The following is a 13,232-nucleotide window of genomic DNA, read 5'->3' as shown; positions in this document are numbered from 1 at the left end:
TCTGATTAGTCTACCTTGGTTCCACACTTAGGGCAGATTCCAGGTCCTGCAAGAAGTGTGTTGCAGGTTGGGCAGGTTCTGGTTCCCTGAGGAGCAGCCTGAGGTGCCTGCTGTGGCATCTGGGTGTAAACCGGTGCAGGTGCTGCAGGAAGACCCTTTACAAGGTAAACAATTGCAAATACAACCAATACAATCAGGTATGCAATCGCAACTACGTCATTCAGTTTAGACATGGTTGTATCATATCCAAGACCTGTCTCGATGCTGAATAATTTAACAAAATAGTTGATGAAGTCGAAAAGAAGTGTGCATGCAAGCTGAATCAGGTATGCAACTACTGCAATCTTAGCAGCCTTCTTTACGATTGGGTTTTCTTCGATTAATCCCGCATATACCACTGCTGCAAAAAGAATAATTGCTCCGCCAGCCGGGAAAACACCGGTTAAAAGGATGAATGCAGAAAGCAGTCCGGCATTAATGCCAAGTTTTGTTTTTGTAAGTTCCATTTGTTTATTTCCTCCTTAGAAAGATTATATTTAATATTATAATCAATTCTCTCTAATTTGGCAAAACTTTTATCTCAGTCGGGGTTACAATCTTCATTCTATTATTATGCCTGCATCAGCTGTGCAACGCATTCTTCCACTTTTGCCATATCGGCAGTTGGCTCAAAGCGTGCTACAACATTGCCCTTCTTGTCTACAAGGAACTTGGTGAAATTCCATTTGATTTCGGAATTGTTCTTGTAATCCTTATCAATCTTTTTGAGCATTGCACTCATTGCCAGTGCTTTTACGCCCTTACCAAAGCCTTCAAAGCCTTTCTGGGATTTCAGATAACGGAATAATTCAATGGCAGTCTCTCCGTTGACATCCGCCTTCTTCATCTGTGGGAACTGTGTGTTGTAGTTCAATGTGCAGAACTCATGAATTTCTTCGTCATTGCCAGGAGTCTGACCTGCGAACTGATTACAAGGTACATCCACAATTTCAAATCCCTGGTCATGATACTTCTCATACATTTCTTCCAATGGCTTGTAATGCGGTGTGAATCCACATCCTGTTGCGGTATTAACAACCAATACTACTTTTCCCTCAAACTCTGACATCTGAAGCTGTGTTCCGTCTGTTCTCTCAACGCTTAAATCATAAAAATTCATTTTCTTATCCTCCTGTGCGTTTTTAAATTTATCGCAATTCGATTGTGTTCAATCTTTATGATGTTAATATACACCCTCAGAACATTACTGTCAACACCTTTTTTCAAAAAAATTACACCCCGCAAAAATGCAGGGTGTAATTCTAGTCCTGATATCAAGACTGAGTTAAATACGGCTTGAGGAATTGGCCCGTATAACTCTTTTCTACTTTACAGATTTCTTCCGGTGTTCCGGTTGCAATTACAGTTCCTCCGCCGGCACCACCTTCCGGTCCCATATCGATGATATAGTCTGCTGTTTTGATTACATCAAGATTGTGCTCAATGACAACCACCGTGTTGCCGCCGTCTGATAATCTGCGCAAAATGGATACCAATTTGTTGACATCCTCAAAGTGCAGTCCCGTTGTCGGCTCATCGAGTACATAGATCGTCTTTCCTGTGCTCTTGCGTGAGAGTTCCGTTGCCAGCTTGATACGCTGTGCTTCTCCGCCCGACAATTCTGTAGACGGCTGTCCCAGCTTCACATAGCCAAGTCCCACATCATACAATGTCTGAATCTTGGCATGGATACGCGGTACATTTTTGAAGAATTCAAGTGCATCCTCCACAGTCATATCAAGCACATCATAGATGCTCTTGCCTTTGTATTTCACATCCAGTGTCTCGCGGTTGTATCGTTTGCCACCGCATACCTCACATGGCACATAGACATCCGGAAGGAAATGCATCTCGATTTTGATGATTCCATCTCCGGAGCAAGCCTCACAGCGTCCGCCTTTCACGTTAAAGCTGAAACGTCCCTTCTTATAGCCCTTTGCTTTTGCATCCGCCGTAGATGCAAACAGGTCACGTATCATATCAAATACGCCGGTGTAAGTCGCCGGGTTCGAACGCGGGGTACGGCCAATCGGAGACTGGTCAATATCAATAATTTTGTCCAGCTGTTCCAGACCGTCGATACCGTCATGTTTGCCCGGGATGCAGCGCGCCCGGTTCAATTTGCGCGCTAGATGTTTATAGAGAATCTCATTGGTCAACGAACTCTTACCGGAACCGGAAACTCCGGTCACACAGGTCATGACCCCGAGTGGAAATTCCACATCGATATTCTTGAGATTGTTCTCTCTGGCTCCGCGCACTTTGATCCATCCTGTCGGCTGACGCCGTTCGGACGGCACTTCAATCTTTTTGCGGCCGGAGAGATAATCTCCGGTAATGGACTTCTTGCATTTCATGATATCATTCACGGTGCCGGCGGCGACCACCTCACCACCATGCACACCCGCGCGTGGTCCGATATCGACGATATAATCCGCTGCGCGCATGGTGTCTTCGTCATGCTCCACCACGATCAGCGTATTGCCAAGGTCCTTCAAATGCATCAATGCCTCAAGCAATTTGTCATTATCGCGCTGATGAAGTCCGATACTCGGCTCGTCGAGAATATAGGCAACGCCCACCAATCCTGAGCCAATCTGTGTCGCCAGGCGAATGCGCTGTGCCTCTCCTCCCGATAGGGTACCGGTCGCACGGGTCAGTGTCAGATATTCGAGTCCGACCTGACGGAGGAATCCCACACGTGCTTTGATTTCTTTTAAAATCTGTCCGCCGATATATTCCTGCTGCTGTGTCAATTTCATTTCGGAAAGGAAATCACACAGGTCAGTCACTGACATATTGGTCATTTCATATATATTTTTGTCTGCAACCGTAACTGCAAGCGAAGATGGTTTCAAACGCATCCCTTTACAATCCGGGCAAGGGGTAATCCGCATATACTGCTCATATTCTGCTTTCGCGGTCTCTGTATATGCCTCGCGATAACGACGCTCCACATTGCGCACGAGTCCTTCCCATTCAAGATCATAGACTCCGACACCGCGCTGTCCCTTGTAGTGCACTTTGAGAATCCGATTGTCATTTGCGCCATGCAAAAACATATCCTGAATGTCTGCCGGCAAATCCTGAAACGGCGTGTCCAGCGAAAAACCGTAGCTTTCCGAAAGCGCTTTTAAAGTCGCATAGGTATAACTCTTCGGATCATTGGAGGACTGCCATCCCAGTACCTGTACCACACCCTCAGAGAAAGAAAGGGAACGATCCGGCATCATCAGTTCTTCATCGAACTCCATCTTATATCCGAGTCCCGCACAAGTCGGGCATGCACCGAACGGATTGTTGAACGAAAAACTTCTCGGCTGTACTTCCTCAATACTGATATTACAATCCGGGCAGGCAAAATTCTGGGAAAAAGTCATTTGATCGCCATCAATGATATCAATGATTGCATTGCCGTTTGTCAGTTCAAATACGGTCTCGAGCGAATCAGTCAGCCTTTTTTCGATTCCTTCTTTGATGACAAGACGGTCTACCACAATATCGATATTGTGTTTGATATTCTTTTCCAATGGAATCTCTTCCTGCAGATCATATAGATTTCCATCTGCGATTACACGCACATATCCACTCTTGCGCGCACGTTCAAAGAGACTTTGATGTGTACCTTTGCGTCCTCTGACAACCGGTGCAAGCACCTGAATACGCGTCTTTTCCGGAAGTGCCATCACCGCATCCACCATCTGATCGATAGACTGCTTTGTGATGGCCCTGCCGCAATTCGGACAATGCGGGATTCCGATTCTCGCATAAAGCAATCGGAAATAGTCATAAATTTCTGTTACCGTTCCTACTGTAGAGCGCGGATTTCTGTTTGTAGACTTTTGATCAATTGAAATTGCCGGCGGCAATCCCTCAATACTCTCCACATTCGGTTTTTCCATCTGTCCAAGGAACTGACGCGCATAGGAAGACAATGATTCCATATAGCGACGCTGTCCCTCCGCATAAATGGTATCAAACGCCAGCGATGACTTCCCGGAACCGGACAATCCGGTCAATACGACAAACTCATCTCTTGGGATATCCAGGCTGACCGCTTTTAAATTGTGCTCAGACGCGCCCCGAATCTTGATATATTTACGGTTTGGGTTATTCTTCTTTGATGTAGCCATAATCTTCTCTTTCTAATTGAATTGATACAAAACTATTTTACCATGTCATGCAACATATTCTTGAGTTCGACCATCTTGTCGCGATATTCTGCAGCGGCTTCGAAATTGAGTTCCGCTGCTGCTTTCTTCATCTTTTTCTGAATATCGGCAATCAGTTTCTCGAGTTCCTTTGCATTCATGGATTCCGGATCTTTCTTGAAATTGAGTTCCTCCTTGGCAACCTTCTTTGAGATTGCAATCAGGTCTCGCACGGACTTCTTGATGGTCGTCGGGGTAATACCGTGTTCTTCGTTGTATTTCTGCTGAATCTCGCGACGACGCTGCGTCTCATCAATCGCCACACGCATCGAGTCCGTAATCGTATCAGCATACATGATGACGCGGCCTTCCGAGTTACGCGCAGCACGACCGATTGTCTGTATCAGTGAGCGCTCCGAACGCAGGAAGCCTTCCTTATCTGCATCGAGAATCGCAACGAGTGTGATTTCGGGAATATCTAGGCCCTCTCGCAGTAGGTTAATGCCGACAAGCACATCAAATACATCCAAACGCAAATCACGGATGATTTCCGCACGCTCCAAAGTGTCTATGTCAGAGTGCAGATATTTGACGCGAATCCCCAGTTCTGCCATATATTGTGTCAAATCCTCGGCCATTCGTTTGGTCAATGTAGTAATCAGTATTTTGTTATGTGCTGCCGTCTCTTTCTTAACTTCCGCCACCAGATCGTCTATCTGACCGGCAACAGGTCTCACCGAAATCTCCGGATCAAGCAAACCTGTCGGTCGAATAATCTGCTCGACGCGCAGCAACTCATGCTCCTCCTCATATACATTCGGAGTTGCCGACACAAATAACATTTGCGAAATCTTGCCCTCAAACTCTTCAAAATTGAGTGGTCTGTTGTCCAATGCCGAGGGCAGTCGGAATCCATAATCCACCAATGTCTGCTTCCGCGACCGGTCACCCGCATACATACCGCGCACCTGCGGAATCGAGATGTGGCTCTCATCTACAATCATCAAAAAGTCATCCGGAAAATAATCAATCAGAGTCTCCGGCATTGCGCCCTCAGGGCGTCCGGCCAAATGTCTGGAATAATTCTCGATTCCGGAACAAAAACCGGTTTCCCTCATCATCTCGACATCGAAATTGGTTCGCTCCGCAATTCTTTGCGCTTCAATCAATTTATCTTCACTCTTAAAATATTTCACCCGTTCCGCCAGCTCTGCCTCGATGGCTTCGCAGGCTTTGTTCATCTTGTCCTGTGGAACAACATAATGTGACGCCGGAAAAATCGCAGCATGGTTCAATTCGCTTTTAATCTCTCCCGTCAGCACATCCACTTCTGTAATTCGGTCAATCTCATCTCCAAAGAATTCGACGCGAATCGCATTCTCCGATTCATTTGCCGGAATGATTTCAAGCACATCCCCGTGTACACGGAAGCTGCCACGCTTGAAATCCATCTCATTTCGCTCATACTGGATATCAATCAATCCCCGAATCACATCGTCGCGATCAATCTCCATACCCGGTCTGAGCGACACCATCATGTTCATATAGTCATCCGGGCTACCGATTCCATAGATACAGGATACGGACGCCACGATAATCACATCTTTGCGCTCAGCCAGTGCAGCTGTTGCAGACAGGCGCAGCTTATCAATTTCATCATTGATGGACGAATCTTTCGCAATATAGGTATCCGACTGCGGCACATACGCTTCCGGCTGATAATAGTCATAATAAGATACAAAATATTCCACCGCATTTTCCGGAAAGAATTCTTTCATCTCGCTGTACAGCTGTCCGGCCAGTGTCTTATTATGTGAAATAATCAGGGTCGGCTTATTTAATTCCTTAATAATATTCGCCATCGTAAATGTCTTACCTGAGCCGGTCACTCCCAGCAAAGTCTCAAACTGGTTGCCTTCCCGGAATCCCTGCACCAGCTTCTCAATCGCCTGTGGCTGGTCACCGGTCGCCTCGTATGGCGCATGCAATTTGAATTCCATTTCGATATCCTCTTATTCGAAGCCTATGTTATATCAATTTATACTGTTTTAAAATTCTAACACCAAAATTTTTGTTTGTCTATGGTTTTAGGAACATTTGTTCTATTGTACACAATTTAATCCATTTCCTTCTTTTTCTTGTGCAAATATCCCCATGCATATCCTCACTGAAACAAAAAAAGTCACACAGCAGATTTTCTCTGCTCTGTGACTCTTTTACATTCACATTATACTGCTCCGATTCTGCCGCAGCACTGCTTGTATTTCTTTCCGGATCCACATGGACATGGATCATTTGGATATACCTTTGCGTGCTCACGTTTCTTTGGTCCTGCCTGTACAGAATCATCCTTGTTTGTGCCGGTCACATTCGCAACCTGTTCACGCTCGAGTTTCTGGCGGTTCTGAACATGATAGAGGAGACGGACGGTATCCTGCTGGATTGCTGCTGTCATCTCATCAAACATATCGAAGCCGGCCATCTTGTATTCCACAAGCGGATCACGCTGTCCGTATGCCTGAAGTCCGATTCCCTGACGAAGCTGATCCATATCATCAATATGGTCCATCCACTTTCTGTCGATGACTTTCAGAAGCACGATACGCTCGATTTCGCGGAATGCTTCCGGTTCATCGAATTCAGCTTCTTTTTCTTCATACAGCTTGACTGCACGCTCCTTGAGATATTGCTTGAGTGCATTGCTGTTCTTGATATCGGCGAGCTTGGATTCCGTCAATTTCTCAAGTGGGATAACAGGAAGTAACAATTCGTTTAATTCTGTCAGATCCCATTCGTCGCGTTCGATTTCTCCGGAGATGCAGGTGTCGACTGCAAGCTCGACCTGATCCTGAATCATCTTGAAGATGACATCGCGCATGCTCTCACCGTCCAATACACGACGGCGCTCTGCATAGATAATCTCGCGCTGATCGTTGTTCACCTGATCATATTCGAGCAGGTTCTTACGAATTCCAAAGTTGTTGCTCTCAATTTTTTGCTGTGCACGCTCAATGGCATTGGTCAGCATCTTATGCTGAATCTGTTCTCCATCCGGCACACCAAGTGCATTAAATGCAGCCATCATACGGTCGGAGCCGAAGAGGCGCATCAAATCGTCTTCCAAAGAGATATAGAACTGGGATTCACCCGGATCTCCCTGACGGCCGGCACGACCGCGCAGCTGATTGTCAATACGGCGTGATTCATGGCGCTCAGTACCGATGATTTTTAATCCGCCTGCTGCAAGTGCTTCGTCATCCAGTTTGATATCCGTACCACGACCTGCCATGTTGGTGGCGATGGTAACCGCACCATGCTGTCCTGCCTGTGCGACAATCTCAGCTTCCTGCTCATGGAATTTTGCATTCAGGACAGTATGTTGAATGCCCTCTCTTCTGAGCATAGCGGAAAGAAGTTCGGAAGTCTCAATGGTGATGGTACCGATCAAAACCGGCTGTCCTTTTTCATGTGCCGCCTTGGCAGCTTCAACAACAGCCTTGAACTTTTCCTTTTTGGTCTTGTATACGACATCCTCGAGATCGATACGCTGAACCGGTCTGTTGGTCGGGATTTCGATAACATCCATACCATAGATATCACGGAATTCCTGCTCCTCGGTCAAAGCGGTACCGGTCATACCGGATTTCTTGTCAAATTTATTAAAGAAATTCTGGAATGTAATGGTGGCAAGTGTCTTGGACTCGCGCTTTACCTTTACATGTTCTTTTGCTTCAATTGCCTGATGCAAACCGTCGGAATAGCGACGGCCCGGCATGATACGGCCGGTAAATTCGTCGACGATCATAACCTGGTCATCTTTTACTACATAGTCCTGATCGCGGAACATCAGATTGTGCGCACGCAATGCAAGAATCACATTGTGCTGAATCTCGAGGTTCTCCGGATCGGCGAGGTTTTCGATGTGGAAGAACTTTTCTACCTTATCGACACCCTGCTGTGTCAGGTTTACAACCTTGTCCTTTTCGTTGACAATAAAGTCTCCGGTCTCATCCTGTACCACACCCATAAGGGCATCCATTTTGGAATATTCCGGCACATCCTCTCCACGCTGAAGCTGGCGGGCAAGAATATCACATGCCTCATACAGTTTCGTGGACTTGCCGCTGGAACCGGAAATGATCAATGGTGTACGCGCTTCATCGATTAATACCGAGTCAACCTCATCGATGATTGCATAATGCAGTCCACGCTGAACCAGCTGCTCTTTGTAAATGACCATGTTGTCACGCAGATAATCAAATCCAAGCTCGTTGTTGGTGATATAGGTAATGTCACACGCATATGCCTCTTTGCGCTCATCGTGGTCCATACTGTTTAATACCACACCTACGGTCAGGCCAAGGAATTCATGTACCTGTCCCATCCACTCCGAGTCACGCTTAGCCAGATAATCATTGACCGTTACGATGCATACTCCCTTGCCTTCCAATGCATTCAGATATGCAGGCAGGGTGGAAACAAGTGTCTTACCTTCACCGGTACGCATCTCTGCGATACGGCCCTGATGAAGGATGATGCCACCGATAATCTGTACACGATAGTGCTCCATTCCAAGCACTCGCTTTGCGGCTTCCCGAACGGTTGCGAATGCTTCAGGAAGCAAATCGTCCAAAGTTTCTCCGTTTGCGAGACGCTCTTTGAATTCGCGGGTCTTGTCCTTTAATTCATCATCGGACAAAGCCTGCATGGAATCACGATAGCTCTCCACCTTGTCAACCAAAGGCATGATGCGCTTTAATTCACGCTCGCTATGTGTTCCGAAAATTTTAGTCATTAAACTCATAAAAAATACTCTCCAAATTTATAGTCTTGTCACTACAAAAATATCATAAATGGATTTAATCGCAGCTTCGAAGTCTGAATTGGCTACACCAATGATAATATTCAGCTCCGAAGATCCCTGGTCAATCATGCGCACATTGATATTTGAATGTGCCAATGCAGAGAAGATTCGTCCTGCGGTACCTCTTGTTGATCTCATACCGCGTCCAACGACTGCAATCAATGCCAGATCTGATTCCAGTTCAATTACATCCGGATGTGTATTGCGACGGATTGCGCTGATTACCTGCTGTTCTTTGCCTTCAAATTCAGCCTGATGAACAAAGACTGTCATGGTATCAATTCCGGAAGGCATATGCTCAATCGAAATGCCGTTTTCCTCAAATGCCTCAAGTGCTTTTCGACAGAAACCGACTTCGGCATTCATCATATCCTTGTCAATGCTTACGGCTACAAAGCCTTTCTTTCCCGCAATACCGGTAATGGTATATTCCGGTTTCTGCACTGTGCTGTCAACGATCAGAGTACCATCCGCATCCGGATCGTTTGTATTGCGGATATTGATTGGAATTCCGGCCTTGCGAACCGGGAATACCGCATCTTCATGAAGTACGGAAGCGCCCATGTAAGAAAGCTCTCGCAATTCACGATAGGTAATTACCTTGATTGGTTTTGGATTCTCGATGATGCGCGGATCTGTCACCAGGCATCCGGATACATCCGTCCAGTTTTCATACATGCTCGCGTGACATGCTTTTGCCACAATCGAGCCTGTGATATCACTTCCGCCACGGCTAAAGGTCTTGACACGGCCGTCCTCATAGGCTCCGTAAAATCCCGGTACAACCGCGCGCTCGGTTTTTGCCAGTCTCTTGGAAAGAATCTTGTCTGTTGTCTCAGCATCGAAGTTGCCTTCTTCGTCAAAACGAATCACTTCTGCTGCATCAATGAATTCATATCCAAGATAATCTGCCATAATGATACCGTTTAAGTATTCACCACGGCTGGCTGCATAATCCACACCGATTTTATCTTTAAAATTCTGAGAAATAGTTTTAAATTCTTCATCAAGAACGGTTTTGACTCCAAGTCCGTTGATAATGGAATCATATCTTTCCTTGATTTTCATAAGGTCCACACGGAAATCTTCTCCGGCCTCTGCTTTTGCATAGCAGGCATAAAGCATATCCGTTACTTTTGTGTCTTTCCCATGTCGCTTACCCGGTGCACTCGGAACCACATATTTACGTGATTCATCCGCACGAATAATGTCACCAACCTTTGCAAACTGCTCTGCACTTGCAAGGGAGCTACCTCCGAATTTTACTACTTTGATCATTTTGGTCTCCTTAAAAATGCCTATGACGCACACCATCATATTATAAAACGCAAATGCTTATCCGTCAAACCTTTCCACGCAATTTCATGCGATATCGGAGCATTTCTTTGCCATGGTTGTCGATTTTGCCATCCAATTTCATTCCCAGCCTCTTTGCAAGAGCAATGGAAGCCGTATTGTCGCTGTGAATCAGGCAATTCAACTCCGGATATGACAGCTCGCGCTTCGCAAATTCGATGATGGATCGACATACGCGCGTCGCCAGACCTTTTCCCCGATAATCCTTTCGCAGCAGATATCCCATTTCCAGACCTGTCTGCTCTCCGTAATCATGTGTCTCCAGTCCCGCCCGGCCTATGATTTCTCCGGTATGTATATCGCAGACCAGCCACATTCCGAATCCCATCAGACGATACATATTCGATATATACTGCTGCTCATATTCAAGTTCCTTGTCATATTCAAACAGCGGTTCCACATATGGATACAGAGTCTCATCCTCATATAATCGAAACAGTCCGTCCATGTCCTGCAGGGTCAGTTCGCGCAACACAAACTCCTCTGTCTCAGCGATGATCCACGGCAGGTTCTTTTCCCTTCTGTAAATCCGGTCCAGATATTCCAGATCCACGGATTCAAAGCCGGAAATAATATTTTCTGCTTTCGGAAAGCTCGGCAGTTTCGACAGATTGTCACAAAAATTCCATTTGTCCACATTTTCCAGCTCAGGCACATATGGAAGCATCGCAATCCCTTTTTCAGTTCCGAGTTCCCATTCTTCATCCCTGGTCACAATCCAGAGGCACTGCTGCAGATCCAGATTTGCCAGCTCGGTCGGATCGCATGGAAGCAAAACAAGCTGCAGGCCGGACTTTGCCCAGGACTGCAGCTTTTCTCGTATCAATTCATCTTTATTCAGTTCATTGGAACAGATGAGTGTGCGAAACATATGTCTATACCGTTTCAGGCTCCGGATATGTCTCTCCAAAGGTTTCCACTCTGACAGTCTTCATCACCTGATCTTCGAGCGGACGATCCATGTAATCTGTCGGCATCTCCGCAATTTTGTTCACAACTTCCATTCCTTCGATGATTTTTCCAAAGGCTGCATATTCGCCATCCAGATGCGGTGCATCCTTGTGCATGATGAAAAACTGGCTTCCTGCAGAGTCCGGAATCATGGTTCTTGCCATGGACAGCACACCAGCGGTATGCTTCAAATCATTCTTGAATCCGTTGGAAGAAAATTCACCCTTGATTTCATAGCCCGGGCCGCCGGTTCCGTTTCCGTCCGGATCTCCGCCCTGAAGCATGAAACCGCGAATCACGCGATGAAAAATCACGCCGTCATAAAAGTTATGATTGATTAGGCTGATAAAATTGTTAACGGTATTCGGTGCAATTTCCGGATAAAGCTCCGCTTTCATTACATCTCCGTTTGCCATTGTAATTGTTACGATTGGGTTTTGTGCCATAATATTTCTCCTATCTGTTTGTCAGTCTCTCCACAATTTCACCGAATTCCATGAAATGTGAAGCCTTGATTAAAATGCTGTCTCCTTCTCTGACATAATCGAGAAGTTTGTTGATCATATCCGCTTTTTGCGGTTCATAAAAGATTTCACAATCTGCATTTTCGGATGCCGCTTCCGCATATGCTTTTGCCAATGTTCCGGTCGCAAACAGGGCATCGATTCGCTCCTGTGCCACGCACTGTCCCACTTCCTGATGCAGCGCATATGCATCTTCTCCAAGTTCTCCCATGTCGCCCAATACCGCAATGCTTCTTCCGCTTGCATGCGAAAGGGTACGAATTGCAGATTTCATGGACATTGGATTGGCATTGTAGCAATCATCAATCACGATATATCCGTTTGCATGAATAAAATTCGTGCGTCCTTCAATCGTGCGCGCCTTTTCAATTCCACGCGCGATTTCCTCTCTGGTCAGTCCCATGCGAAGCGCAATCGCTGTGGCAGCCATCGCATTGTAAATATTGTGCTCGCCCGGGATATGCGTGCGAATCTCAAACGGTCCTGCAGGTGTATGAATCGTGGCTGTCATCCCTTCAAATCCGAGATTTTGGATGTCAGTCGCATAGATTTCCTTGAAGCTTCCGTCGCATGCTTCAAATTCCTTGCCATAAAAAATCGGCGGAATTCCGTTGACCATCTTCTGCGTAATCAGCTTGTCGTCATCGCCGTTTAATACGGCCACACCACGCGGCTGCATATGTGCGAAACACTCTGTCTTTGCTTTCAGCACGCCGTCTCTGTCCTTCAGATGATCCAGATGACAGGTACCGATGTTGGTAATGACCATGATATCCGGCTGCGCCATGCGCGCCAGGCGATCCATCTCCTCAAAATCAGAGATTCCCATCTCCACAACTGCCACTTCGTATTTCGGCGAAATGGTAAAGAGCGTCAGTGGAACACCCAGTTCGTTGTTGTAATTGCCGGCAGTTTTTTGCACCTCATATTTTTCCGACAGAACGGTTGCAATCATCTCTTTCGTCGAGGTCTTGCCGACGCTTCCCGTTACACCCACGATTGGGCATTCGAGCTGCGTGCGGTAAAATGCAGCAATCTTTTGAAACGCAAGTGCCGTGGATGCAACCTTGATATAAGGTCCCTTACAGTCCGGCAGATCACGCTCTGCCAATACAGCAAGCGCACCGTCTTTTAGCACCTGATTGGCAAAGTCATGTCCGTCCACGCGTTCCCCTCGAATCGCTACAAACAGATTGTCCTCTTTGATTTTGCGCGAATCGATTACGGCGCCCGTGATGGATTCTTTTAATTTTTTCGCATCACCGACATATTCTCCGTCACATGCCGCAACTATATTTTCCAGTGTCATTCCAGGTAAATCTTTGCTCATATTGTCTCCTTCACCCG

The 13,232-nt window shown here is 46.4% G+C and carries 9 protein-coding genes; all 9 read right to left on the bottom strand.

Translation table 11 applies throughout. The features are described 5' to 3' along the window. Positions 1-5: 5 nt before the first annotated feature. The 9 genes from CSX02_RS12515 to CSX02_RS12475 all read right to left on the bottom strand — a co-directional run bounded on the left by CSX02_RS12515 (position 6) and on the right by CSX02_RS12475 (position 13,215). Positions 6-506, bottom strand: coding sequence for a hypothetical protein (locus CSX02_RS12515; RefSeq protein ID WP_099386924.1), 501 nt, complete (start codon positions 504-506; stop codon positions 6-8). Positions 507-610: 104 nt separating this feature from the next. Next, the gene (locus CSX02_RS12510; RefSeq protein ID WP_099386923.1) at positions 611-1,159 is read right to left on the bottom strand and encodes a glutathione peroxidase; all 549 of its coding nucleotides are present in this window, start codon (positions 1,157-1,159) and stop codon (positions 611-613) included. A gap of 154 nt (positions 1,160-1,313) precedes the next feature. Beyond that, positions 1,314-4,172 (bottom strand): excinuclease ABC subunit UvrA, encoded by a 2,859-nt coding sequence (uvrA, locus tag CSX02_RS12505; protein ID WP_099386922.1) that lies wholly within the window; start codon positions 4,170-4,172, stop codon positions 1,314-1,316. 32 nt (positions 4,173-4,204) lie between these two features. Further along, a complete protein-coding gene (gene uvrB / locus CSX02_RS12500) occupies positions 4,205-6,190 on the bottom strand; it encodes an excinuclease ABC subunit UvrB (RefSeq protein ID WP_031543635.1) in 1,986 nt (661 codons plus the stop codon). Positions 6,191-6,417: 227 nt separating this feature from the next. Beyond that, positions 6,418-8,994, bottom strand: a complete 2,577-nt coding sequence (gene secA / locus CSX02_RS12495; protein WP_031543634.1) for a preprotein translocase subunit SecA — start codon at positions 8,992-8,994, stop codon at positions 6,418-6,420. 18 nt (positions 8,995-9,012) lie between these two features. Continuing rightward, positions 9,013-10,332 carry an aspartate kinase gene (locus tag CSX02_RS12490; RefSeq protein ID WP_099386921.1) on the bottom strand — a complete coding sequence of 440 codons (1,320 nt, stop codon included), beginning with the start codon at positions 10,330-10,332 and terminating at the stop codon, positions 9,013-9,015. Positions 10,333-10,396: 64 nt separating this feature from the next. After that, positions 10,397-11,281, bottom strand: a complete 885-nt coding sequence (locus tag CSX02_RS12485; protein WP_099386920.1) for a GNAT family N-acetyltransferase — start codon at positions 11,279-11,281, stop codon at positions 10,397-10,399. 4 nt (positions 11,282-11,285) lie between these two features. Then, positions 11,286-11,807, bottom strand: a complete 522-nt coding sequence (locus tag CSX02_RS12480; protein WP_031543631.1) for a peptidylprolyl isomerase — start codon at positions 11,805-11,807, stop codon at positions 11,286-11,288. Between the two features lie 10 nt (positions 11,808-11,817). After that, positions 11,818-13,215 carry a UDP-N-acetylmuramoyl-tripeptide--D-alanyl-D-alanine ligase gene (locus tag CSX02_RS12475; RefSeq protein ID WP_099386919.1) on the bottom strand — a complete coding sequence of 466 codons (1,398 nt, stop codon included), beginning with the start codon at positions 13,213-13,215 and terminating at the stop codon, positions 11,818-11,820. Positions 13,216-13,232: the final 17 nt, after the last annotated feature.

The sequence above is a fragment of the Agathobacter ruminis genome, assembly GCF_002735305.1.
In the GTDB taxonomy this organism is placed as follows: Bacteria; Bacillota; Clostridia; order Lachnospirales; family Lachnospiraceae; genus Roseburia; species Roseburia ruminis.
The sequence above is the reverse complement of the archived record's forward strand: the minus strand, read 5'-3'. Positions and strand labels throughout refer to the sequence as shown.

Coding starts and splice junctions, on each gene's coding strand:
- CSX02_RS12480 (WP_031543631.1), bottom strand. CDS start 11,807: ATGGCACAAAACCCAATCGTAACAATTACAATGGCAAACGGAGATGTA.
- CSX02_RS12510 (WP_099386923.1), bottom strand. CDS start 1,159: ATGAATTTTTATGATTTAAGCGTTGAGAGAACAGACGGAACACAGCTT.
- CSX02_RS12475 (WP_099386919.1), bottom strand. CDS start 13,215: ATGAGCAAAGATTTACCTGGAATGACACTGGAAAATATAGTTGCGGCA.
- secA (WP_031543634.1), bottom strand. CDS start 8,994: ATGAGTTTAATGACTAAAATTTTCGGAACACATAGCGAGCGTGAATTA.
- CSX02_RS12485 (WP_099386920.1), bottom strand. CDS start 11,281: ATGTTTCGCACACTCATCTGTTCCAATGAACTGAATAAAGATGAATTG.
- uvrA (WP_099386922.1), bottom strand. CDS start 4,172: ATGGCTACATCAAAGAAGAATAACCCAAACCGTAAATATATCAAGATT.
- CSX02_RS12490 (WP_099386921.1), bottom strand. CDS start 10,332: ATGATCAAAGTAGTAAAATTCGGAGGTAGCTCCCTTGCAAGTGCAGAG.
- CSX02_RS12515 (WP_099386924.1), bottom strand. CDS start 506: ATGGAACTTACAAAAACAAAACTTGGCATTAATGCCGGACTGCTTTCT.
- uvrB (WP_031543635.1), bottom strand. CDS start 6,190: ATGGAATTCAAATTGCATGCGCCATACGAGGCGACCGGTGACCAGCCA.